General features: G+C 65.4%; 21 protein-coding genes. 12 read left to right on the forward strand and 9 right to left on the reverse strand.

Annotated elements, in window-relative coordinates; genetic code table 11:
• Window positions 1-13: 13 nt before the first annotated feature.
• Window positions 14-637: a c-type cytochrome gene (locus QM470_RS05810; RefSeq protein ID WP_066537692.1), complete on the reverse strand. Its 624-nt coding sequence runs from the start codon at window positions 635-637 to the stop codon at window positions 14-16.
• Window positions 638-712: 75 nt separating this feature from the next.
• On the opposite strand from QM470_RS05810, the gene yihA reads away from it, so the two are divergent.
• Both yihA and QM470_RS05820 read left to right on the forward strand, forming a co-directional pair.
• Window positions 713-1,459 (forward strand): ribosome biogenesis GTP-binding protein YihA/YsxC, encoded by a 747-nt coding sequence (gene yihA / locus QM470_RS05815; RefSeq protein ID WP_283338515.1) that lies wholly within the window; start codon window positions 713-715, stop codon window positions 1,457-1,459.
• 48 nt (window positions 1,460-1,507) lie between these two features.
• Entirely contained in the window at window positions 1,508-2,467 is a 960-nt protein-coding gene (locus tag QM470_RS05820; protein ID WP_283338516.1) for an alpha/beta fold hydrolase, read from the forward strand.
• Window position 2,468: 1 nt separating this feature from the next.
• Here QM470_RS05820 and QM470_RS05825 read toward each other — a convergent pair whose 3' ends face one another.
• On the reverse strand, window positions 2,469-3,344 hold the full coding sequence (locus QM470_RS05825; RefSeq protein WP_283338517.1) for a lysophospholipid acyltransferase family protein: 876 nt from the start codon (window positions 3,342-3,344) through the stop codon (window positions 2,469-2,471).
• The gene (locus QM470_RS05830) at window positions 3,341-4,204 is read right to left on the reverse strand and encodes a lysophospholipid acyltransferase family protein (protein ID WP_283338518.1); all 864 of its coding nucleotides are present in this window, start codon (window positions 4,202-4,204) and stop codon (window positions 3,341-3,343) included. The genes QM470_RS05825 and QM470_RS05830 overlap by 4 nt, the downstream gene beginning before the upstream one ends.
• 124 nt (window positions 4,205-4,328) lie before the next feature.
• Between QM470_RS05830 and metK the strand changes: the two genes are divergently transcribed.
• Both metK and QM470_RS05840 read left to right on the forward strand, forming a co-directional pair.
• On the forward strand, window positions 4,329-5,513 hold the full coding sequence (gene metK / locus QM470_RS05835; RefSeq protein WP_272970635.1) for a methionine adenosyltransferase: 1,185 nt from the start codon (window positions 4,329-4,331) through the stop codon (window positions 5,511-5,513).
• Window positions 5,514-5,705: 192 nt separating this feature from the next.
• Complete coding sequence (locus tag QM470_RS05840; RefSeq protein ID WP_083520464.1) at window positions 5,706-5,879, forward strand: DUF1328 domain-containing protein; 174 nt, start codon at window positions 5,706-5,708, stop codon at window positions 5,877-5,879.
• A gap of 62 nt (window positions 5,880-5,941) precedes the next feature.
• Here QM470_RS05840 and QM470_RS05845 read toward each other — a convergent pair whose 3' ends face one another.
• The gene (locus QM470_RS05845; protein WP_280012966.1) at window positions 5,942-6,622 is read right to left on the reverse strand and encodes an NUDIX hydrolase; all 681 of its coding nucleotides are present in this window, start codon (window positions 6,620-6,622) and stop codon (window positions 5,942-5,944) included.
• A gap of 153 nt (window positions 6,623-6,775) precedes the next feature.
• Here QM470_RS05845 and QM470_RS05850 point away from each other — a divergent pair, with 153 nt between their 5' ends.
• The 5 genes from QM470_RS05850 to QM470_RS05870 all read left to right on the forward strand — a co-directional run bounded on the left by QM470_RS05850 (window position 6,776) and on the right by QM470_RS05870 (window position 12,558).
• Entirely contained in the window at window positions 6,776-7,621 is an 846-nt protein-coding gene (locus QM470_RS05850) for a cysteine hydrolase family protein (protein ID WP_283338519.1), read from the forward strand.
• A 64-nt stretch (window positions 7,622-7,685) separates the two neighbouring features.
• Complete coding sequence (gene pncB / locus QM470_RS05855; RefSeq protein ID WP_283338520.1) at window positions 7,686-8,882, forward strand: nicotinate phosphoribosyltransferase; 1,197 nt, start codon at window positions 7,686-7,688, stop codon at window positions 8,880-8,882.
• 61 nt (window positions 8,883-8,943) lie between these two features.
• Window positions 8,944-10,653, forward strand: coding sequence for an NAD+ synthase (locus tag QM470_RS05860; RefSeq protein ID WP_283338521.1), 1,710 nt, complete (start codon window positions 8,944-8,946; stop codon window positions 10,651-10,653).
• A gap of 195 nt (window positions 10,654-10,848) precedes the next feature.
• Entirely contained in the window at window positions 10,849-11,943 is a 1,095-nt protein-coding gene (locus QM470_RS05865; RefSeq protein WP_283338522.1) for a bifunctional nicotinamide-nucleotide adenylyltransferase/Nudix hydroxylase, read from the forward strand.
• Window positions 11,944-12,057: 114 nt separating this feature from the next.
• Window positions 12,058-12,558, forward strand: coding sequence for a GNAT family N-acetyltransferase (locus QM470_RS05870; RefSeq protein WP_283338523.1), 501 nt, complete (start codon window positions 12,058-12,060; stop codon window positions 12,556-12,558).
• A 52-nt stretch (window positions 12,559-12,610) separates the two neighbouring features.
• On the opposite strand, the gene QM470_RS05875 is transcribed toward QM470_RS05870, so the two are convergent.
• The 5 genes from QM470_RS05875 to rodA all read right to left on the reverse strand — a co-directional run bounded on the left by QM470_RS05875 (window position 12,611) and on the right by rodA (window position 17,862).
• On the reverse strand, window positions 12,611-12,922 hold the full coding sequence (locus tag QM470_RS05875; protein WP_283338524.1) for a hypothetical protein: 312 nt from the start codon (window positions 12,920-12,922) through the stop codon (window positions 12,611-12,613).
• A gap of 252 nt (window positions 12,923-13,174) precedes the next feature.
• Window positions 13,175-14,338: a 3-deoxy-7-phosphoheptulonate synthase gene (locus QM470_RS05880; RefSeq protein ID WP_283338525.1), complete on the reverse strand. Its 1,164-nt coding sequence runs from the start codon at window positions 14,336-14,338 to the stop codon at window positions 13,175-13,177.
• 328 nt (window positions 14,339-14,666) lie between these two features.
• Window positions 14,667-16,127 (reverse strand): metalloprotease TldD, encoded by a 1,461-nt coding sequence (gene tldD / locus QM470_RS05885; protein ID WP_218333534.1) that lies wholly within the window; start codon window positions 16,125-16,127, stop codon window positions 14,667-14,669.
• A gap of 89 nt (window positions 16,128-16,216) precedes the next feature.
• A complete protein-coding gene (locus tag QM470_RS05890; protein WP_066537844.1) occupies window positions 16,217-16,552 on the reverse strand; it encodes a YegP family protein in 336 nt (111 codons plus the stop codon).
• A gap of 137 nt (window positions 16,553-16,689) precedes the next feature.
• A complete protein-coding gene (rodA, locus tag QM470_RS05895) occupies window positions 16,690-17,862 on the reverse strand; it encodes a rod shape-determining protein RodA (RefSeq protein ID WP_280012957.1) in 1,173 nt (390 codons plus the stop codon).
• Window positions 17,863-17,958: 96 nt separating this feature from the next.
• Between rodA and QM470_RS05900 the strand changes: the two genes are divergently transcribed.
• The 3 genes from QM470_RS05900 to QM470_RS05910 all read left to right on the forward strand — a co-directional run bounded on the left by QM470_RS05900 (window position 17,959) and on the right by QM470_RS05910 (window position 21,550).
• Window positions 17,959-18,546, forward strand: coding sequence for a YqiA/YcfP family alpha/beta fold hydrolase (locus QM470_RS05900; RefSeq protein ID WP_283338527.1), 588 nt, complete (start codon window positions 17,959-17,961; stop codon window positions 18,544-18,546).
• A 71-nt stretch (window positions 18,547-18,617) separates the two neighbouring features.
• Window positions 18,618-20,693 (forward strand): ribonuclease catalytic domain-containing protein, encoded by a 2,076-nt coding sequence (locus QM470_RS05905; protein ID WP_283338528.1) that lies wholly within the window; start codon window positions 18,618-18,620, stop codon window positions 20,691-20,693.
• A complete protein-coding gene (locus QM470_RS05910) occupies window positions 20,690-21,550 on the forward strand; it encodes an energy transducer TonB (protein WP_283338529.1) in 861 nt (286 codons plus the stop codon). The genes QM470_RS05905 and QM470_RS05910 overlap by 4 nt, the downstream gene beginning before the upstream one ends.
• Window positions 21,551-21,653: the final 103 nt, after the last annotated feature.

A 21,653-nucleotide genomic window follows, 5' to 3' on the forward strand; every position in this document is an offset into this window, starting at 1 on the left:
ATGCAGCCTGGCTTCAGCGCAGGCCGGCAATATAGTCGGCCACCGCCTTGATTTCGCGATCATTCATCTTAGCAGCGACGTCCTTCATCTGCGGGCTGTTCTTGCGAACACCATCTCGGAAGGATTGGAGTTGCTTGACGGTGTAGTCCGCATGCTGACCCGACAGGCGCGGGTACTGCACCGGAATGCCGGCGCCGTTCGGGCTGTGGCAGCCCACGCAGGCCGCCACCTTGCGGTCGGCAATGCCGCCGCGGTAGATGCGCTCGCCCAGGGTGACCAGTTCCTTGTCGGTGGCGAAACCGGGCTTGGCGGGCTGCTTGGCCAGCCAGGCCGCGATGTTCTGCATGTCGCCATCGGACAGCGTGCTGGCAAAGCCCTTCATCACCGGGTCAGCGCGTTTGTCGTTCTTGAACTCCTGCAGCTGCTTGACCAAATACTCTGGATGCTGGTGTGCCAATTTAGGATTAGCGACAATAGACGAATTGCCATCCGCGCCGTGACAGGCAGCACAGACGGCAGTAAAGCTAGCCTCCCCTTTGGCCAGATCTGGCTTAGCGGAAGTTTCACCGGCCGCAAAGGCCGAAAGAGCGGGTGCTGCCAATGCGGCAGCCGTCAGCAACGAGGCAAGCAGCTTCATAAGATCGAGGGTCTGGTTATATATGCGCGAAACCTCTGGATTCTACAATGAGGCCCTTTCGCATAGATATACCCCATGACCAACATCAATCCCGCTTTTGCTGCGGGTCAAGAAACTGCGTTGATTGATCCCAAACTGGCCATGGGCTGGATGCATACGGCACGGTTTTTGACAACCGCCGCCCAACTCCACCAATTGCCCGAAATTACCGTCCCCGAAATTGCCTTCGTGGGCCGTTCCAACGCGGGTAAATCCACGTCCATCAACACTTTGACGCAGCAAAAGCAATTGGCTTTCGCGTCCAAGAAACCGGGCCGCACCCAGCACATCAACCTGTTTTCCCTGGGTAAACAGGGCGTGACCGACGCCGTGCTGGCCGATTTGCCCGGTTATGGCTATGCCGCAGTGTCCCGCTCGGACAAGCAGCGCTGGCAGCAGGTGATGCTGAACTACCTGATTCAGCGCGAAAGCCTGACCGCCGTGGTGCTGCTGTGCGATCCCCGCCTGGGCCTGACCGAACTGGACGAAGCCCTGCTGGACGCCCTGCGCCCACGCGTGGCCCAGGGCCTGAAGTTCCTGGTGCTGCTGACCAAGGCCGACAAGCTGACCCGCGCCGAACAGGCCAAGGTGCTGTCCATCACCAAGCTCAATGCCGGCGGCGGCGAGGTGCGCCTGTTCTCGGCCCTCAAGAAGCAGGGCGTGGACGATGTGGCCCAACTGCTCTGGCATTGGTGCCACCCCGAAGGACTGGCGCCCGCCACACCGGCCCCAGCAGCAGACGCCCCGGCGGCGGACAGCGCCAGCCCGCGCAATACCGCATAGACGCGGCCCCGCACTTTGGGGAATATGGCGCCAACTCACGGAGGTGCCATGATCGAAACCATCCGCCATCACCTGCCCCAGGGCATCACGCTGGACTGCAGGGCCTGCGGAGCCCCTGGAAAACCCCTGTTGCTGTTTGTGCACGGCTTTCCCGAAGGGGCCTTCATCTGGGATGGCGTGATGACGCCATTTTCCGACCGGTGGCGCTGCGTGGCGCCCGACCTGCGCGGCTACGGCCACTCCAGCCAGCCGGCCGATGTGGCGGCCTACCGGCCCAAGGCCCTGGTGCAGGATCTGGTGGAGCTGATCGCGCGCGAAAGCCCGGGCCAGCCAGCCGCCTGCGTGATCGCCCATGACTGGGGCGGTGCACTGGCCTGGAACCTGGCCATCCAGCACCCGCAGTTGCTGCAGCAGTTGCTGATCGTCAACGCCCCCCACCCCGGCACATTCCTGCGCGAGCTGCAGCACAACCCGGCCCAGCAGGCGGCCAGCCAGTACATGCATTTTTTGCGCCGCCCCGATGCGGCCGAAAAGCTGCTGGCCGATGGCGCGCGGCGGCTGTGGGACTTCTTTCGCACACCCGCCGGTGCCCTGCCCGACTGGCTGACGCCCGAGCTGCAGGCCCGTTACCTGGCGCACTGGCAGCAGTCACTGGCCACGGCCTGCCACTACTACAGCGCCAGCCCTCTGGTGCCGCCGCGGGAGGGGGACCACAGCATCCTGCAGCTCCAGCTGCCCGACAGCCTGCTGAGCACCCCCGTGCCCACCCAGGTGCTGTGGGGCATGGACGATGTGGCACTGCGGCCCGAGTTGCTGAACGGCCTGGAGCAGTGGGTGCCCCACCTGACGGTGGAGCCCGTGCCCGGCGCCAGCCACTGGCTGGTGCACGAGCAGCCCGCAGTGGTGATCCGCAGCCTGCACCAGTTGCTGCTGTCCGCGCTCACCCACCACACCGCGCCTGCACCGACCCAGGGTGCACCGGCAGCCGATCTGCCTCTGGATTACTGAATCACCGGTACAGCGAAGGCTGGCCTTCGGGCCGCGTCTTGAAGCGCTTGTGCACCCAGTAGTACTGGGCCGGCATGGTACGGATGGCGGCTTCCAGCTCGCGGTTCATGCGGGCGGTGTCGGCCACATGGTCATCGGTGGGAAAGTCCCCCCAGGCGGGGGTGAGTTCGGCCACATAGCCCTCGGGCGTCATGCGGTTGTACAGTGCCACCACCTTGGCCTTGCCCAGCCGGGCAAAGCGCGACAGCGAGGGAATGGTCGCCACTTCGGGCACGGCAAAGAACGGCACAAAGACCGAATCGTTGCGGCCATAGTCCATGTCCGGCAGCAGGTACAGCAGGCCGCCCTTGCGCAGGCACTGGATGATGGGCTTCACGCCATCGGCGCGGTTGAGCATCTTCACATTGCCAAAACGCTGGCGGCCGGTCATGAACCAGTCGTCCAGCACCGGGTTGGGGTTGGTGGCGAAGATGGAGGTGAATTCGCGCGTGGTGTTCAAGGGCAGCGCCAGCCCGCCGGCATCCATGCTGTAGAAATGGGGGGCAAACACGATGGTCGGCGTATCGCCCTCCAGCTCGTGCGTGGCACCCACCAGCTTGACCCGGCTGCGCACCAGCGCCTCGGAGCCGAACCACAGCCAGCTGCGGTCCAGAAAGGTCTGGCAGAACACCACAAAGCTTTCCCGGGCCCAGGCCTTGCGCTGGGCTTCGGGCACCTCCGGAAAGCACAGCTCGAAATTGCGCAGCGCCACCTTGCGGCGCGGGCGCGCCAGCAGAAACAGCAGATGGCCCAGCCCACGTCCCATGCCGCGCAGCACCGGCAGCGGCAGTGGGGCCAGGACATGCATCAGGCCGATACCCAACTTGCTCCAGTTCATGCGTCGGCTTTCTGCGTGGCGGCTTCGGCCACGGCTTCCTTGCGTGGCAGCTTGTAGCGGCCGTAGCCCCACAGATACTGCTGCGGGCATTGGCGGATGGTGTGCTCCATGGCCTGGTTGATCTGCACCACGGCAGCCTCCAGCTCGTCAGACAGTGGCACCGGCATTTCCTCAAAAAACAACTCGAACCCCCGCCCCCAGGACAGGCGCTCGCAGCGCGCCAGCACCACGGTGGCGCCGGTCTGCAGCGCCAGGCGCGCAGCCAGCGTCATGGTGTACGCGTCTTTGCCGAAGAACGGCGCCCATTGACCCTGGCCGTCCGGAGGCACCTGGTCGGGCAGCAGGCCCACGGCCTCGCCCTTGCGCAGGGCCTTGATCATCTGGCGCACCCCCGACAGATTGGTGGGCACGGCCTGGATGCCGGCGCGGTTGCGCGCCGTCAGCATCAGCTCGGCCAGCCAGGCCTGCTTGGCCGGACGGTAGAGGATGGTGATGGGCCCATGCTCCCCCGACCAGCGCTGCGCGGCGGCCTGCACCGACAGCTCGAAGCAGCCCAGATGCGGCGTCAGATACAGAATGCCCTTGCCGCGCGCCCAGGCCTGCTCCACCACCTCGGCCCCATGGATGGTGTTGACCTGGGTGGTGCGCACCCACAGGCGCGGGGACTCGAACACCATGCGACCGGCATGACCCACCGCCGCGGCCACCTCCCCGAAGCGGTAGCCCGCCTGCGCGGTGTTGGCCAGGAAGCGGCGCCGGTAGGTGGGCGACAGCAGCCATGCCAGCCAGCCCATGGCAGCACCCACGGCATGCAGCAGGCCCAATGGCAATGCGGAAAAAATGCGAAACAGGGAAAGCATTAGAATAGGGGCTGTCGCCGAGTTAACAGAGCAACTTGCAGGGCGACGTAAAACAAAACTGCTAAAGCGTTCGCCCGACTCCTTTGGCCGAGCAACGCAATCGGCTAGAACAGGAGTTTATTCAATGGCGAACGATTTTCTTTTTACCTCCGAATCCGTCTCGGAAGGCCATCCCGACAAGGTTGCGGACCAGATTTCCGATGCGATTCTGGACGCCATTTTCACCCAAGACCCCTACAGCCGCGTGGCGGCAGAGACACTGACCAACACCGGTCTGGTGGTATTGGCCGGTGAAATCACCACCGGTGCCAACGTGGACTACATCCAGGTGGCCCGCGACACGATCAAGCGCATCGGCTACGACAACACCGACTACGGCATCGACTACAAGGGCTGCGCCGTGCTGGTGGCCTATGACAAGCAAAGCCAGGACATCGCCCAGGGCGTGGACAAGGCCAGCGACGACGAACTGAACATCGGCGCCGGCGACCAGGGCCTGATGTTCGGCTACGCCTGCGATGAAACGCCCGAGCTGATGCCCGCCCCCATCTATTACGCCCACCGCCTGATGGAACGCCAGGCCCAGCTGCGCAAGGATGGCCGCCTGCCGTTCCTGCGCCCCGACGCCAAGAGCCAGGTGACCATGCGCTATGTGGACGGCAAGCCCCACAGCATCGACACCGTGGTGCTGTCCACCCAGCACAGCCCCGACCAGTCGGAAACCGCGACCAAGATGAAGGCATCGTTCACCGAAGCCATCATCGAAGAGATCATCAAGCCCGTGCTGCCCAACGAATGGCTGCAGAACACCAAGTACCTGATCAACCCCACGGGCCGTTTCGTCATCGGCGGCCCGCAAGGCGACTGCGGTCTGACCGGCCGCAAGATCATTGTGGACACCTACGGTGGTGCCTGTCCCCACGGCGGCGGCGCCTTCTCGGGCAAGGACCCGTCCAAGGTGGACCGCTCGGCTGCCTACGCTGCCCGCTATGTGGCCAAGAACGTGGTTGCAGCCGGTCTGGCACGCCAGTGCCAGGTGCAGGTGGCCTACGCCATAGGCGTGGCCCGCCCGATGAACATCACCGTGTACACCGAAGGCACGGGCGTGATCCCCGACGACCAGATCTCCAAGCTGGTGGCCGAGCACTTCGACCTGCGCCCCAAGGGCATCATCCAGATGCTGGACCTGCTGCGACCCATCTACAGCAAGACCGCGGCCTACGGCCACTTCGGCCGCGAAGAGCCGGAATTCACCTGGGAACGTACCGACAAGGCGGCCGAACTTCGCGCCGCTGCCGGCCTGAAGTAATTCTTCGGCACCGCCCCCTCCCAAGCCAGGCTCTGCCTGGCTTTTTTCATGCCCGGCCCGGGCAACCCCGCCGAGTCTGGGGCGCCGCCATTGTCGTCCTTGGCCTACCCGGATTGCAGCCCTGCCCTGCACGCGGCCGCCGCCAAATCGGCCTACCCTGGGTCCATCGTCAACTACCTAGGAGGTGCGCACATGCTGAAGTGGGCCATCATCTTTGCCATCATCTCGCTGGTCGCCGGGGTCTTGGGCTTTACCGGCGTGGCCTCCGGCGCCGCCGGAATCGCCAAGATCCTGTTCTATATCTTCATCGTGGTCGCCGTCATCTTTGTGGTGCTGGCGTTGCTGGGGATCGGCGCCGTCGCCTAGCAGCCCTCCCACTCTCCACCCAGCCTGCCTTGCGCAGGCTTTTTCACGACCGGCAAGCGCTGCTACAGCCCGCGCACGCTCAGCGCCAGCGCCTGCTGGAACGGCGCACGTACCCGGTACAGCTGGGCCGGACGGTGGGCACCACCGCTGCGCATGGCACCGGGCACGGCTTCCAGCAACTGCATTTCATCCATCTTGCGGCGAAAGCTGACCTTGTTCAGCGGCTCGCCCAGGATGCTTTCATAGACCTGCTGCAGCTGGGGCAAGGTGAATGTCTCGCCGCACAGGTGCACAGGCAGCGAGGAATACTGGCTTTTGTTGCGCACCCGCGCCAGCGCCGCGGCCACGATGGCATGGTGATCGAACGGCAGCTGGCCCAGGGCCGCCACCGGCACCCGTTTCACCCCGTCATGCTGCGGCAGCTGTGCACTGGACACCAGGGCGCAATAGGCAATGGCCACCGACCAGCCACGCGGATCGCGCGCCGGGCCGCTGAAGGTGGCCAGCTGTTCCAGATAGGCACCTGCAATGCCCACCTTGTCCCGCAGCACCCGCACGGCGCTGTCCTGGGCATCGGCGTCTTCCTGGGCATGGATATACCCGCCCGGCAAGGCCCAGACACCTTCAAACGGTGGCTGGCTGCGGCGCACCAGCACCACGTGCAGCGCATCGTCCTGCAGCGTCAGCACGACCGTATCCACGCTGACCAGTACCTGCGGATATGGCGCCTCTGTTTGATTCATCGTGATACCAAGTCCTTTTTTACACCACAGTATGCCTGCAAGCCATCCCATTCCTATTGGAAACTTGCAGCACTGTACCTAAACCTGCGCTCAATTACTTAGTTGCAAAGTTGATTTAACAGGTTTACACTGACCGCAACGAGGAGAGACACCATGGCATCCACGACCCAGTTGCTGGTCATCGACCCCCAAAACGATTTCTGCGATCTGCCTGCGGCCTGGTGGCCGGCCGCACTGCCGGGCAGGCCCGCCGCCACCGGCCCTGCGCTGCCGGTGGCCGGGGCCCATGCCGATATGCAGCGCCTGGCCGGCTGGATCGACCAGCACGCTGCGCGGCTGGACGGCATCACCGTCACGCTGGACTCGCACCAGGCCTACGACGTGGCCCACCCCGCGTTCTGGCAGCAGCGCGATGGCAGCGCCGTGGCCCCGTTCACCCCCATCACCGCCGCCCAGGTGCGCTCCGGCGACTTCACGCCGCGCGATGCCGCCGCCCTGCCCCGCGTGCTGCACTACCTGGACGCGCTGGAAGCCGAAGGCCGCTACACCCTGATGGTCTGGCCGCTGCACTGCGAGATCGGCAGCTGGGGCCATGGCGTGCATGCCGATGTGCTGGAAGCCTGCCGCCGCTGGCAGGCCGCGCAGCAGCGCGCCGTGCACCATGTGTTCAAGGGCATGAATCCCTGGTCCGAGCACTACAGCGCCATCCGCGCCGAAGTGCCCGATCCGCACGACCCCGGCACCGGCCTGAACCGCGCCCTGCTCACCCACCTGGCCGCCTTCGACACCGTGGTGATCGCCGGCGAGGCCAGCAGCCACTGCGTGCGCGCCACCGTCGAGCACATCGTGCAGCACAGCGGCATGGCCCCCGACCGCCTGGTGCTGCTGACCGACTGCATGAGCCCGGTGACCGGCTTCGAGGCCGCGCACGATGGCCTGGTGCAGCAGATGCGCGACTTGGGTGTACGCTGCACCAGCAGCACTGCATTCGGTTTATAAGAAATTAGGCTCAGGAGCCGCCTGCACCAACGGCAGCAGCTCCCATTTTTGAAGAGACAACGGCATGACGCCCATCATCACCAGCCTGCTCGACACGGACTTGTACAAGTTCACCATGTGGCAGGCCATGCTGCACCGCAACCCCCAGACCACCGCCGAGTACCGCTTTGCCTGCCGCAATGCCACGGCCTTTCCGCTGGCCGAACTGGAAGCCGAGGTGCGCGCCGAAATCGACCACCTCTGCGATCTGCGCTTCACCAAGGACGAACTGGATTACGTGGGCAGCCTGCGCTACATCAAGAGCGACTTCATCGACTACCTGCGCCTGTTCCAGTACCAGCGGGACTTCATCACCGTCAAAGGCCAGGCCGACGGCAGCCTGGCCATCGAAGCCCATGGCCCCCAGGTGCATGTGATGGGCTTCGAGATTCCGGTGCTGTGCATCGTCAACGAGCTGTATTTCCGCCGCCTGCAGCAGCCCGGCACGCTGGAGGAAGGGCGCCGGCGCCTGCAGGCCAAGATCGACCAGATGCGCGCCTTGAAGGGCGGCCCCACGCTGGCCCACCCATTTGAGGTCTCGGACTTCGGCCTGCGCCGGCGCTTTTCTGGCACCTGGCAGCGCGAAGTGGTCAGCACCCTGGCACGCGAGGTGCCGCAGTGGTTCAAGGGCACTTCCAGCGTGCTGCTGGCGCGCGATCTGGACATCTCGCCCATCGGCACCATGGCCCATGAATACATGCAGAGCTACCAGTCGCAAGGGGTGCGCCTGCGTGATTTCCAGAAGGCCGCGCTGGAAGACTGGGTGCAGGAATACCGGGGCGACCTGGGGATTGCGCTGACCGACACCGTGGGCATGGACGCCTTCCTGGAAGACTTCGACCTGTACTTTGCCAAACTGTTCGATGGTCTGCGCCACGACTCGGGTGACCCCTTCGAGTGGGGCGAGAAAGCCCTGCGCCACTACCGCAAGCTGCGCATCAACACCCACAGCAAGCGCCTGGTGTTCTCCGACGGACTGGACCTGGACAAGGCGCTGGCGCTGTGGCGCCACTTCGCCCCGCACATCCAGCTGGGCTTTGGCATCGGCACCAACCTCACCAACGACGTGGGCCTGCAGCCGCTGAACATCGTGATGAAGCTCACCCGCGCCAACGGCCAGCCGGTGGCCAAGATTTCCGACACGCCGGGCAAGACGCTGTGCGAAGACGAGACCTACCTCGCCTACCTGCGCCAGGTGTTCCATATCCCAGCTGCGGCCTGAACGCCGGGCACCGATACCGACACCGCCCCTGCACCGAATCCCTGCTTTCAAGGAGTACTCCATGCTGCGCATCACCCTGGCCCAACTGAACATGACGGTGGGCGACGTCTCCGGCAATCTGCGCAAGATGGAAACGGCCGCACGCCAGGCCCACGAGGCCCAGGCAGACCTGGTGGTATTTTCCGAGCTGTCGCTGTGCGGCTACTACCCGGAAGACATGCTGGACGAGCCTGCCTTTCTGGCCCGCTGCGCGCGCGGCCTGCAGGAACTGCTGGCCGCCACGCGCCAGTGGCCCGGACTGTGCTGGGTGGTGGGCGCTCCCACGCCCGCCCACGGCCCGGGCAAGCGCCTGCACAACAGCCTGCTGGTGCTGCAGGATGGCCAGGTCAAGCTGCAGTACGACAAGCAGCTGCTGCCCACCTACAACATCTTTGACGAGCGCCGCCATTTCGAGCCCGGGCGCGATGTGGCCAAGGTGCTGCGCGTGGGCGATGCCCAGGTGGGCTTTCTGATCTGCGAAGACGGCTGGAACGACAGCGGCAGCGACTATGCCGTGAACCCGTTCGAGCGCATGGCCGACGCCGCCCCCGACGTGGTGGTCAGCATCAATGCCAGCCCCTCCAACGTGGGCCGGCGCGAACAACGCCACCAGGTGTTCAGTGCCGCCGCGCGCCGCCACGGCCTGCCCATCGTCTATGTCAACCAGGTGGGCGGACATGACCAGATCGTGTTCGACGGTGCCTCGTTTGCCATCGAACCCGCCAGCGGCGTGGTGTTCGAGGCCGAGCGCTTTGCCGAGCACATCACCACGCTGCAGCTGCACCGCGGCTGCTTTTCCCTGGGCAATGGCACGCCCACCCGGACCGTGCCCGCGCAAGGCCTGTCCACCATGGCCTTCTACCGTGCACAGACCCGGCTGGGCCTGCGTGACTACGCCCGGCGCTGCGGTTTCCGCAAGGTGGTGGTGGGCAGCAGCGGCGGCATCGACAGCGCGCTAACCCTGGCCCTGGCCACCGAGGCGCTGGGGCCGGAGAACGTCACCGCCATCACCATGCCCAGCCGCATTTCCAGCAGCGGATCGGTGGACGATTCGGTCGCCCTGTGCCGCAACCTGGGCGTGGAGCTGATCCACCACCCCATTGCGGCCCAGGTCGATGCATTTGCCCAGCAGTTCCAGGCCAGCTTTGGCGAGCCGCTGGGGGGTCTGACGCTGGAGAATCTGCAGGCCCGCGTGCGCGGCACGGTGCTGATGGAGTACTCCAACTGCTATGGCCACCTGCTGCTGACCACCGGCAACAAGTCCGAGCTGTCGGTCGGCTACTGCACGCTGTATGGCGACACCAACGGCGGCCTGGGCCTGCTGGGCGACCTGTACAAGACCGAGGTGTTTGCGCTGGCACGCCACATCAACGAAGCCCATGGTCGCGAGGTGATTCCGCAGACCATCATCGACAAGCCGCCATCGGCCGAGCTGGCGCCGGGACAGACCGACCAGGACAACCTTCCGCCCTACACGCTGCTGGACGCCATCCTCAAGCTGCTGATCGAAGGCAACGGCCTGTCTGCCGCCGAGCATCTGGCGGCACAGGAGACCGTGAACATGCTGCAGGCCACACCCGAGGGCAAGGCCATGGTCGAGAAAGTCCGGCACCTGCTGCACCGCAGCGAATACAAGCGCCACCAGACGCCCCCGGTCATCCGCCTGCGCCAGCGTGCCTTCGGCAGCGGCCGGCAGATGCCGATTGCGGCCAGCTATGACTGGAGCGAATGACGGCCGTCCTGCACGGCCTGCCGTGCCGAAGTGGGGAGAAAGCCCCATTCCGGTCTGCGCAGGCGTCTATCAAAATTGCAGCAGCCCGTGCGCCAGTAGACTGCAACTGCACCGAAAATAGCACCCAACCGAGACCGCCTGTGCGGCCGCCCCCATTGTGGTGGGCGTGACCGCACCGCCCCTGGAGACCCTGCCATGACCACCGCACCGAAAGCCGCTCCCCACACTGCCGTGCTGATCGGGCGCTTCCAGCCTTTTCACAACGGCCACCTGGCCTTGCTGCAGCAGGCACTGGCGCGTGCCGAGCAGGTGGTGGTGGTGCTGGGCAGCGCCGGCCAGGCGCGCAGCCCCAAGAACCCGTTCACCTGGCAGGAGCGCGCGGCGTTGATCCTCGCGTCCCTGCCCAACGCCGACCAGGCCCGCGTGCGCTGCCTGCCCATGCGCGACTTCTACGACGAGCCCCGCTGGGTGGCCGCCGTGCGTACCGGCGTACAGGCCCTGGTGCCGCCAGGGGGCCGCATTGCGCTGGTGGGCCATTTCAAGGACATCAGCAGCGACTACCTGGCACGCTTTCCCGGTTGGGAGCTGGTCAGCCTGCCGCGCCAGGGCGACTTTGACGCCACCCCCGTGCGCGATGCCTACCTGGGCACGCCCACCGCCGAACTGGCCGCGCTGTGGCCCGCATTGGAGACACAGGTACCGCCCGCCGTGCTGCGCTTTCTGCAGGAATGGGCGCGCACGCCGCAGTACGCGGAAATCCAGCAGGAGTGGCAGATGATCCGGGGCTACCAGGCCGCCTGGTCCAGCGCGCCCTACCCGCCGGTATTTGTGACGGTCGACGGCTTTGTGCGCTGCAACGAACACCTGCTGCTGGTGCAGCGCGGTCACCGCCCCGGCAAAGGCCTGTGGGCCCTGCCCGGCGGTTTTGTGGAGCCGCGCGATACGCTGTGGCAGTCCTGCCTGCGCGAGCTGCAGGAGGAAACCCTGTTCCCGCTGAGCGAGGCCCAGCTGCGCGAGCGGCTGCAGGGCGTGGAAGTGTTTGACCACCCGGACCGTAGCCTGCGCGGGCGCACCATCACCCATGTGCATGCGCTGGACCTGGGCGATGCCCCCGGCACCGCTCTGCCCACCGTCACCGGCGGCGACGATGCCGCCCTGGCCCGCTGGGTGCCCATCCAGGACCTGCCGTCCATGGAGTCCCAGTTCTTCGAAGACCACTTCCATGTGGTGCGCCGCTGCATGGAGCGCTTTGCCGGCTGGGAGATGCCGGTGCAGCCGCTGCACGCCTGAAGCGCGGGCGATCCAGCCCGACCCAGGGCCAACAGGCCCTAAAACCCCATTCAATTTCATAGCTGCCTGCACAGATACCATCTGTGCAGGCAGCTATTTCTTTCCTCTTTTTACATGTCCCCACTGAACATCCGCCCGGCCACCATCGCTGATACCGACACCATCCTGCGCTTCATCCGCGAGCTGGCCATCTACGAAAAAGCCGAGCACGAGGTGCAGTCCACCCCGGCACACATCCACCGCACGCTGTTTGCGGCGCAGCCTACGGTGCATGGCCTGATCTGCGAGCTGGACGGCGCCCCCGTCGGCTTTGCCATCTACTTCTTCAACTATTCCACCTGGCAGGGCCAGCATGGGCTGTATCTGGAAGACCTGTATGTCACGCCCCAGCAGCGTGGCGTGGGCGCTGGCAAGGCCTTGCTGCAGCACCTGGCCCGCATCGCTCTGGACAAGGACTGCGGCCGTTTCGAGTGGAGCGTGCTGGACTGGAACGCCCCGTCCATTGCGTTCTACGACAGCCTGGGTGCCAAGCCCCAGAGCGAATGGATCCGCTACCGCATGACGGGCGAAGCCCTGCAGCAGCTGGCCCACGGCCCGCAAGCCCCGGCACTATGATTCCCCCGGCACCACCTGGGAGGGGGTGCCAGACAGCAGCCCGGCAGGGCCGTCAGAACGAAACGGCCATGCCCGGCACATCCACACGGATCAGCGGGCGCTGCAGCACCGCAGCGGCCGCACGGCCGAAGGTCTCGCGCCAGACGGCATCGCCCTGCAGCTGGCGTTGGCCCGCGCGTGCCACCACCAGTACCTTGTCGGCCAGCAGCACCTTGCCGCTGGGACGCAGCGGTTCGCACTCCAGTGCGGTGAACTGCTCGTCCAGCCAGCGGCGGCCATCTTCGTTCGCCATCGCCGGCACATGGGTCAGGTCGATGCGGAGCTCCTGCCCCGCGGCCAGGTTGATGATGACTTCGTGCTGCATAGTGCGCCTTTCGTTCTCACAAATCGGGGATGGTGGACGCCGCTGCGCCCGCCATGGCCTCAGCCCGGCACCGGCCCCGGACCAGCGTCTGGCGGTCAGAACACGGCCCGGAGGGCGTCTGCGCAGTGTCCATGAAAAAAGGAGCCGCCTGGATGGGCAACTCCTTGTTTTCAGGGCAATCACTGATGGAAATCAGCGTTGCACGGGCGGTTGAAGCTCTGTTTTTCAGAGCAAAAGTCGCCCCCGCTACATTCAGGCGGCCACCAGGGCCTGCTCGGCCTCGGCCAGCACGCTGCGGCGGGCGTGCACGGCATCGGCCAGCACCTGCAGCGTGGACAGGGTGTCGTCCCAACCGATGCAGGCGTCGGTGATGCTCTGGCCGTAGGCCAGGCCGCAGGCATCGTCCTTGCCCGGGGTGAACTTCTGGGCGCCGGCCACCAGATGGCTTTCCAGCATCACGCCGAAGATCTGGTTCGAGCCGCCACGCATCTGGTCGGCGATGTCGGCGGCCACGTCCTTCTGGCGCTCGTGCTGCTTGGAACTGTTGGCATGGCTGCAGTCCACCATCAGCGTGGCCGGCAGGCCGGCCTTTTCCAGGTCGGCACAGGCGGCGGACACATGGGCGGCATCGTAGTTCGGGGTCTTGCCGCCGCGCAGGATAACGTGGCAGTCCGGGTTGCCCGAGGTGTTGACGATGGCCACCTGGCCGTTCTTGTGCACCGACAGGAAGTGGTGGCCACGGCTGGCGGACTGGATGGCATCGGTGGCAATGCGGATATTGCCGTCGGTGCCGTTCTTGAAGCCGATGGGCGCCGAGATGCCCGAGGCCAGCTCGCGGTGCACCTGGCTTTCGGTGGTGCGGGCACCGATGGCGCCCCAGCTGATCAGGTCGCCGATGTACTGGGGCGAGATCACGTCCAGGAACTCGCTGGCCGCCGGCACGCCCAGGCGGTTAATGTCAATCAGCAGCTGGCGCGCAATGCGCAGGCCTTCGTCGATGCGGTAGCTGCCATCCAGGTAGGGGTCGTTGATCAGGCCCTTCCAGCCCACGGTGGTGCGGGGCTTTTCGAAGTACACGCGCATCACCACTTCCAGGCGGTCCTTGTACTGCTCGCGCACCACGGCCAGGCGGCGGGCGTATTCCAGTGCGGCGGCGGGATCGTGGATGGAACAGGGACCCACAATGACCAGCAGGCGGTCATCCTGGTTGCGCATGATGCGCTGGATGCTGTTGCGGGTGCCACTCACCAGGGTTTCCACGGCCGTGCCGTCGATGGGGAAGAAGCGGATCAGGTGCTCGGGAGGGGGCAACACGGTAATGTCCTCAATGCGTTCGTCGTCGGTCTGGCCAGTCTTTTCAGTCTTTTGCACAGAGCGATACCAAGCGTCGCCGGAGGAGGTGTGGTGAGCGTTCATGTCAGCCTCGTGGTCCTGTTGGATGTGTGGAAAGTGAAGGGGTGAAAAAAAAACCGCCGGGCTTTTCAGCTTCGGCGGTTTTTTGGGAGGTGTTCGTGTGTGCGAGCGCTTGCCTCTCATCCGCCTGGGACCGAGAACCAAAAGTAAAAATAGAAAGCGCTGCGTACTTGCATAGCGGTTGAATGTAGCACCGCTCATGCGGCAGCGCAACACCCACCCCATCCACCAACGCAGGAAAATTCCAAAAAACCCAATAAAAAACGCCACACCGTTTGCACGGCGCAGCGTTTTACATGAGTTATGCAGGAATCCTGTGAAATTTCAATAATTAAGCGGTACCACCCACCGTCAGTCCGTCAATGCGCATGGTCGGCTGGCCCACACCCACCGGCACGCTCTGGCCTTCCTTGCCACAGGTGCCCACGCCGCTGTCCAGGCGCATGTCGTTGCCGATCAGGCTCACCTTCTTCATGCACTCGGGGCCGTTGCCCACCAAGGTGGCACCCTTGACGGGGTACTGGATCTTGCCGTTTTCCACCCAGTACGCCTGGCTGGCCGAGAACACGAACTTGCCGCTGGTGATGTCCACCTGGCCGCCCCCGAAGTTGGTGGCGTACAGGCCCTTCTTGATGGAGGCGACGATTTCCTGCGGATCCTTGTCGCCACCCAGCATGTAGGTGTTGGTCATGCGCGGCATGGGCAGGTGGGCATAGCTTTCGCGGCGGCCGTTGCCGGTGGGCTTGACGCCCATCAGGCGGGCGTTCATCGCGTCCTGCATATAGCCCTTCAGGATTCCGTCCTCGATCAGCACATTGGCCTGCGAAGGGCAGCCTTCATCGTCCACGTTCAGCGAACCGCGGCGGTCGGTCAGCGTGCCGTCGTCCAGGATGGTCACACCCTTGGCGGCCACGCGCTGGCCGATGCGGCCGCTGAAGGCGCTGGAACCCTTGCGGTTGAAGTCGCCTTCCAGGCCATGGCCCACGGCCTCGTGCAGCAGCACACCCGGCCAGCCCGAGCCCAGCACCACGGTCATCATGCCGGCCGGTGCGGGGCGCGACTCGAGGTTGACCAGGGCCTGGTCCACGGCTTCGTCCACGTACTGGGCGATCTGTTCGTCGCTGAAGTACGCCAGACCGAAGCGACCGCCGCCGCCGGACGACCCCACCTCGCGGCGGCCGCTCTGCTCGGCAATCACGGTCACCGACAGACGCACCAGCGGGCGCACATCGGCGGCCAGCGTGCCATCGGCACGGGCCACCATGACCACGTCGTATTCGCTGGCCAGACCGGCCATCACCTGCACGATGCGCGGGTCCTTGGCACGGGCCAGTGTTTCGACCTTGCCCAGCAGTTCCACCTTGGCGGTGCTGTCCATGGACGCGATCGGGTCCAGGCCGGCGTACAGCGTGCGGCTGGGCGCGATCTTGGCCTTGGGAATGCGCACCTTGCGGCTTTGTGTGGCCGAGGAAATGGCGCGCACAGCCCGCGCAGCGTCCAGCAGCGAGGCTTCGGAAATATCGTCGGAGTACGCGAAAGCGGTTTTCTCGCCGCTGACCGCACGCACGCCCACGCCCTGGTCGATGGAGAAGGAGCCGGTCTTGACGATGCCCTCTTCCAAGCTCCAGCCTTCGGCGCGGGTGTACTGGAAATAGAGGTCGGCGTCGTCCACCTGGTGGGCGCGGATCTCGGCCAGCGCAGCGCCGAGGTGGCGCTCGTCCAGCCCAAAAGGTTCAAGCAGCAGTTGCCGGGCCGTGGCCAGGCGCTCGATGGTGGGTTCGCGGGAGATCATGGCAAGCATTGTAGGCAAGCCACCATGCCCCCGCCTCTCAACGGGCCGCTGGGCGCCGTGCGGCACCCGGCCTGCGCCGCCCCCCGCTGTCAGGCGGTCTGGTCGTCCAGCGCCGCTTCGGGCGCATTGGCCTGCACCGAGGCAATGCCGGCATCGCGTGCCGACTCGCTGGAATACATCTGGCTCTGGCCGATCACCTGGCCGTTGGTGGCCTTGAGGGTGAAATACGGCGATCCGTCCTTGGCCTGCAGCTTGTCAAAGCGCGCCACATCGGCCGCATTCTTGCGCACCGAGGCAATGCCGTTGCTGGCACTGGCCTTGGCCTCATAGACCTCGCTGGTCAGGATGACCTGGCCGTTGCCGGCCAGCAGGTTGAAGCTGAACTTTCCGTTCGAGGTCTTTTTCAGGGCGAATTTGGCGGCCATGGGCATTGCTCCTCACAACTGGACATGAAAAAACCGCCGTGCGAACTTCCCACCAGAGAAATCCGACACGGCGGCCTGCCAGTTGTACTCCAGCCCATCGCGGCAGGCAAGAGCCTGTCACCGGTCCTGGCAATCCTTCACAAACGCGAGCCGACTTCCTTGGGCACGTTGCGCTGGTGGCGGGCCACCGACATCAGCACCCCCAGCGCCAGCCCCAGCGTGACCATGGCCGTGCCGCCGTAGCTGACGAACGGCAGCGGCACACCCACCACCGGCAGGATGCCGCTGACCATGCCCATGTTCACAAAGGCGTAGGTAAAGAAGATCATGGCCACGGCCGCGCCCATCAGGCGCGCGAACAGCGTGTTGGCGTGCATGGCAATCGCCAGGCCGCGCCACACCAGCAGCAGGAAACCAATGATCAGCAGGCTGTTGCCCAGCAGCCCGAACTCTTCGGAGAAGGCCGCAAAAATGAAGTCGGTGGTGCGTTCGGGAATGAATTCCAGGTGGGTCTGCGTACCGGCCATGAAGCCCTTGCCCCAGACGCCGCCGGAGCCGATGGCGATCATGCCCTGGATGATGTGGAACCCCTTGCCCAGCGGATCGCGCGTGGGATCGAGCAGCGTGCACACCCGGGTGCGCTGGTAATCGTGCAGAAAGTACCAGCTCACGCCATCGGCGCACAGCGTGGGTTCGTTCCAGATGATCAGCACAATGCCCACCACGCCCAGCACCACCGGCGGCACGATCAGCTTCCAGGACAGACCGGCAAAAAAGATCACCGCCAGCCCGGCGGCCATCACCAGCAGCGAGGTGCCCAGATCCGGCTGCTTCATGATCAGGCCCACGGGCACCAGCAGCAGCACGAAGGCGATCACAAAGTCCATGGCCCGGCGCTGGCCCTCGCGCATCTGGAACCACCAGGCCAGCATCAGCGGCGTGGCGATCTTCAGCAGCTCGGAAGGCTGGATGACCACCCCCACATTCACCCAGCGGGTGGCCCCCTTCTTGGTGATGCCGAACAGCAGCACGGCCACCAGCAGGGCCACACCCAGCGTGTACAGCGGCACGGCCAGCAGCATCAGGCGCTGCGGCGGCACCTGGGCCACCACGAACAGCAGGCCGGCGGCCAGCAGCATGTTGCGGCCATGGTCCACAAAGCGCGTGCCATGGTCATAACCGGCGGAATACATGGCCAGCAGACCGATACACGCCAGCAAACCCACGCACAGCAGCAACGGATAGTCGAAGTTGCGAAACAGCGGTACAAAGCGCTGCAGCAGGGAAGGTTTGTCGATTTCGGCGGCCATAAGCCCTCCATTATCGCGGGGCGGCTGCGCCCTGCACCGGCCAGGGGGCACCCTGGCTGTCATCCATCCCTGCGGTCCAGCGGCTACCATGCAGGGATGGCGACCACCACCCACCTGCTGTACCTGCACGGCTTTCGCTCCTCCCCGCAATCGGCCAAGGCCCAGGCCATGGCGGCCCATGTGCACCACCACCACCCGGACGTGCACTGGTGGTGCCCGCAGCTGCCGCCCTCCCCCCGGGAGGCCATGGAACTGGTGGCCGAGGGCGTGCGCGACTGGCCGGCGGACCAGATGGCGGTGATCGGCTCCTCGCTGGGCGGCTTCTATGCCAGCTGGGTGGCCCACCTCAAGGGCTGCCCCAGCGTGCTGATCAACCCGGCCGCCTACCCCGACCGCGACCTGGAACGCTACATCGGCGAGCACAGCAGCTGGCACGATCCGGAGACCCGCTTTTTCTTCCGCCCTGAATACATTCCCGAGCTGCAGGCCCTGGGACTGCACGGCAAGGCCCCGGCCGGGCGGGAGCTGGGCCTGTTTGCCAAAGGCGACGAGCTGCTGGACTGGCGTGAAATGCTGGCCCGTTACCCGCTGGCCGAGCACATCCTCATCGAAGGCAGCGACCATGCACTGAGCGGTTTCGAAGCCTATATCCCCGACATCTGCGACTTTCTGCAACTGGCCTGAACACGCAGCCCCGCATCCCCCGTGGTGCCACTGCGACGAAAGGGCAAAGCCGGCATGGGAAAATGCCGGCCATGCACGCATTGTTTGAAGACGCCGGCAAATTCCTGGCTGGCCGTATCCTGTCCGAGGCCGAGTCCTCCTCCCAAATCGAGCTTGGCACCGGCAAACGGGTCAAGGTCAAGGCTGCCAACATCCTGCTGAAGTTCGAAAAGCCCGAGCCGGCAGCGCTGATGTCCGAGGCCGAAGCCATTGCCGCCACCGTGGAGCTGGACCTGGCCTGGGAATTCGCCCCCGAAGAAGAGTTCGGCTTTGCCGACATTGCGCGCGACTATTTCTCCGACAACGCGCCGCTGGCCCAGCAGGCCGGCATGCTGTTCGCGCTGTATGGCGCGCCCCACTACTTCCGCCGCGCCGGCAAGGGCCGCTTCAAGAAGGCGCCGGCCGAAATCCTGCAGCAGGCCCTGGCCGCCATCGAGAAGAAAAAGCTGCTCCAGGCCCAGATCGACGGCTGGGCGCAGGAACTGGTGGCGGGCACCTGCCCGCAGCCCATCCGCGAGCAGCTCTACAAGATCCTGTTCCGCCCCGACAAGAACGCCCCCGAATACAAGGCCGTGGTCGAGGCCAGCCGCAACGCCCAGAAAGCACCGCTGGACCTGCTGCAGACGGCCGGAGCCATCGACTCGGCCTACCAGTTCCACTGGCAGCGCTTTCTGTTCGACAACTTCCCCAAGGGCACAGGCTTCCCGGCCATCACCGCCCCCCAGCCACCGGCCGATCTGCCGCTGGCCGATGTGCAGGCCTATTCCATCGACGATTCGATGACCACCGAAATCGACGATGCCCTGTCCGTCCAGGGCCTGGGCAGCGGCAAGGTCACTCTGGGCATCCACATTGCCGCGCCTGGTCTGGCCATCCAGCCCGGCTCCGACCTGGACAAGCTGGGCCGCAACCGCCTGTCCACCGTCTACATGCCCGGCTACAAGATCACCATGCTGCCGGACGAGGTGGTGCGCATCTACACGCTGGACGAAGGCCGTGCCAACCCCGCCGTGTCGCTGTACGTGACCTATGACGAAACCACGTTCGAGGTGCTGGCCAAGGAAACCAGGCTGGAACGCGTGCCGGTGGTGACCAATTTCCGCCACGACAAGCTGGACCACATCGTCACCGAGGAGTGGCTGAGCGACGGCAGCCTCGAGGTCGAGAACACCCCCGCCAACCTGCTGGCCGTGCGCGACCAGCTGTCCTTTCTGCACAAGCTGGCGCGCCACCTGAAGGCCGAGCGCGAAGTGGTGCGCGGCAAGCCCGAGAACTTCTCGCGCCCCGACTACACCTTCCGCCTGGAAGGCAATGGCGACGGCGAGCCCAACGGCAGCGAAAAGGTCAGCATCACCGTGCGCAAGCGCGGTGCCGCGCTGGACCTGATCGTGGCCGAGGCCGCCATCGTCGCCAACAGCAGCTGGGGCCTGATGCTGGCCGAATACGGCGTGCCCGGCATCTACCGCAGCCAGGCCAGCCTGGCCCCGGGCGTGAAGGTTCGCATGTCCACCAAGGCCCTGCCCCACGCCGGTATCGGCGTGAAAGCCTATTCCTGGGCCACCTCGCCGCTGCGCCGCTACACCGACCTGGTGAACCAGTGGCAGATCATTGCCTGCGCCCGCCACGGTGCCACGGCCGCCCTGGCGGCACCATTCAAGCCCAAGGATGCCGAACTGTTCGGCATCATCAGCAGCTTTGACGGCGCCTACAGTGCCTACAACGGCTACCAGGCCGGCATGGAACGCTTCTGGACGCTGAAGTACCTGGAACAGAACGGCATCACCGAACTGGAAGCCGCAGTCATCAAGGACAACGGTCCCGCCGGGATGCTGGTGCGCGCCGACACGCTGCCCCTGGTGATCTCGGTGCTGGGTGCGCAAAACCTGCCGCGTGGTGCCCGCATCCGCGTGAAGCTGGGCGAGATCGACGAGATCACGCTGGACATCCACGGCACGGTGCTGGAACGCCTGGACGACCCGGATGACACCAGCGACGACGCGCCGGTCGACGAGGTGTCGGAAGAAGACGACAACGTGGCCGGCCCGATCGCCATTGCCGTGGATGTGAACGACAGCGAAGGCGCCAGCGCCGATAATCCCGCTCCGTGACCCTGCCTGCCGCCCTCCGCTCCCTGTCCCCCCTGTCGATTGCACTGGGGGTCTCGGTGGCCGTCCACGCGGTGCTGCTGAGCGTGCGCTTTGTGGCGCCAGAGCAGTTCAACCGCGTGTTCCAGGACACCCCGCTGGAGGTGATTCTGGTCAACGCCCACACCCAGGAGCGACCAGAAAAAGCCCAGGCCATCGCCCAGGCCGCGCTGGCCGGCGGCGGCGATGCGGCCCAGGGCCGGGCCACCAGCCCCATGCCCTACTCGGCCATCACGGCCATTGGCGATGATTTCGAGAACCGCCAGCGCGAAATCGATGCAATGCAGGAGCAGCAGAGCGTGCTGCTGACCCAGCTGCGCAAGCAACTGGCCACGCTGCCGCAGCAGGACCCGACCCAGCAGGCGTCCAGCAAGCAGGCGGCGCAGGAACAGGAACGCCGCCAACAGCTGGTCAAGCTGCTGGCCGAGATCGAAAAGCGGATCAACGAAGAAAACGCCCGCCCCAAGAAGCGCTACATCAGCCCCGCCACGCGCGAGGAGGTCTACGCGGTCTACTACGACGCGCTGCGCCGCAAGGTGGAAGACAAGGGCACCGAGAATTTCCCCGAGCAGGCCGGCAAGAAACTCTATGGCGAGCTGACCATGATCCTGACCGTCAACCACGACGGCAAAGTGCTGGCCACCGAAGTGGTGCAGGGCTCGGGCAACCGCCAGCTCGACACCCGTGCCGAGGCCATTGCCCGCGCCGCCGGCCCCTACGGTCACTTTGGCCCGGCCATGCGCGCCAAGGCCGACCAGATCGCCGTGGTCTCCCGCTTCAAGTTCACCCGCGACCAGACGCTGCAGACCGATGTCCGGTGAGCGGCAGACCACCCCGCTGCGCGGCGCACCCCAGCCGTTTCGCCGCCACCCCCTACCCGCCCGGACACTGCGGCCCTGCCCTGTTTTCCGGATTTCACGCGGC

Source organism: Comamonas sp. 17RB, assembly GCF_030056555.1.
GTDB classification, from domain to species: domain Bacteria; phylum Pseudomonadota; class Gammaproteobacteria; order Burkholderiales; family Burkholderiaceae_C; genus Comamonas; species Comamonas terrigena.

Excerpts from the sequence above, each read along its gene's own strand:
- QM470_RS05830 (WP_283338518.1), bottom strand. The coding sequence starts at position 4,204 with ATGCTTTCCCTGTTTCGCATTTTTTCCGCATTGCCATTGGGCCTGCTG.
- tldD (WP_218333534.1), bottom strand. The coding sequence starts at position 16,127 with ATGATCTCCCGCGAACCCACCATCGAGCGCCTGGCCACGGCCCGGCAA.
- QM470_RS05870 (WP_283338523.1), top strand. The coding sequence starts at position 12,058 with ATGTCCCCACTGAACATCCGCCCGGCCACCATCGCTGATACCGACACC.
- QM470_RS05865 (WP_283338522.1), top strand. The coding sequence starts at position 10,849 with ATGACCACCGCACCGAAAGCCGCTCCCCACACTGCCGTGCTGATCGGG.
- QM470_RS05900 (WP_283338527.1), top strand. The coding sequence starts at position 17,959 with ATGGCGACCACCACCCACCTGCTGTACCTGCACGGCTTTCGCTCCTCC.
- QM470_RS05860 (WP_283338521.1), top strand. The coding sequence starts at position 8,944 with ATGCTGCGCATCACCCTGGCCCAACTGAACATGACGGTGGGCGACGTC.
- QM470_RS05850 (WP_283338519.1), top strand. The coding sequence starts at position 6,776 with ATGGCATCCACGACCCAGTTGCTGGTCATCGACCCCCAAAACGATTTC.
- QM470_RS05880 (WP_283338525.1), bottom strand. The coding sequence starts at position 14,338 with ATGAACGCTCACCACACCTCCTCCGGCGACGCTTGGTATCGCTCTGTG.
- rodA (WP_280012957.1), bottom strand. The coding sequence starts at position 17,862 with ATGGCCGCCGAAATCGACAAACCTTCCCTGCTGCAGCGCTTTGTACCG.
- QM470_RS05820 (WP_283338516.1), top strand. The coding sequence starts at position 1,508 with ATGATCGAAACCATCCGCCATCACCTGCCCCAGGGCATCACGCTGGAC.
- QM470_RS05905 (WP_283338528.1), top strand. The coding sequence starts at position 18,618 with ATGCACGCATTGTTTGAAGACGCCGGCAAATTCCTGGCTGGCCGTATC.
- QM470_RS05825 (WP_283338517.1), bottom strand. The coding sequence starts at position 3,344 with ATGAACTGGAGCAAGTTGGGTATCGGCCTGATGCATGTCCTGGCCCCA.
- QM470_RS05840 (WP_083520464.1), top strand. The coding sequence starts at position 5,706 with ATGCTGAAGTGGGCCATCATCTTTGCCATCATCTCGCTGGTCGCCGGG.
- QM470_RS05875 (WP_283338524.1), bottom strand. The coding sequence starts at position 12,922 with ATGCAGCACGAAGTCATCATCAACCTGGCCGCGGGGCAGGAGCTCCGC.
- metK (WP_272970635.1), top strand. The coding sequence starts at position 4,329 with ATGGCGAACGATTTTCTTTTTACCTCCGAATCCGTCTCGGAAGGCCAT.
- QM470_RS05890 (WP_066537844.1), bottom strand. The coding sequence starts at position 16,552 with ATGGCCGCCAAATTCGCCCTGAAAAAGACCTCGAACGGAAAGTTCAGC.
- QM470_RS05810 (WP_066537692.1), bottom strand. The coding sequence starts at position 637 with ATGAAGCTGCTTGCCTCGTTGCTGACGGCTGCCGCATTGGCAGCACCC.
- QM470_RS05845 (WP_280012966.1), bottom strand. The coding sequence starts at position 6,622 with ATGAATCAAACAGAGGCGCCATATCCGCAGGTACTGGTCAGCGTGGAT.
- yihA (WP_283338515.1), top strand. The coding sequence starts at position 713 with ATGACCAACATCAATCCCGCTTTTGCTGCGGGTCAAGAAACTGCGTTG.
- pncB (WP_283338520.1), top strand. The coding sequence starts at position 7,686 with ATGACGCCCATCATCACCAGCCTGCTCGACACGGACTTGTACAAGTTC.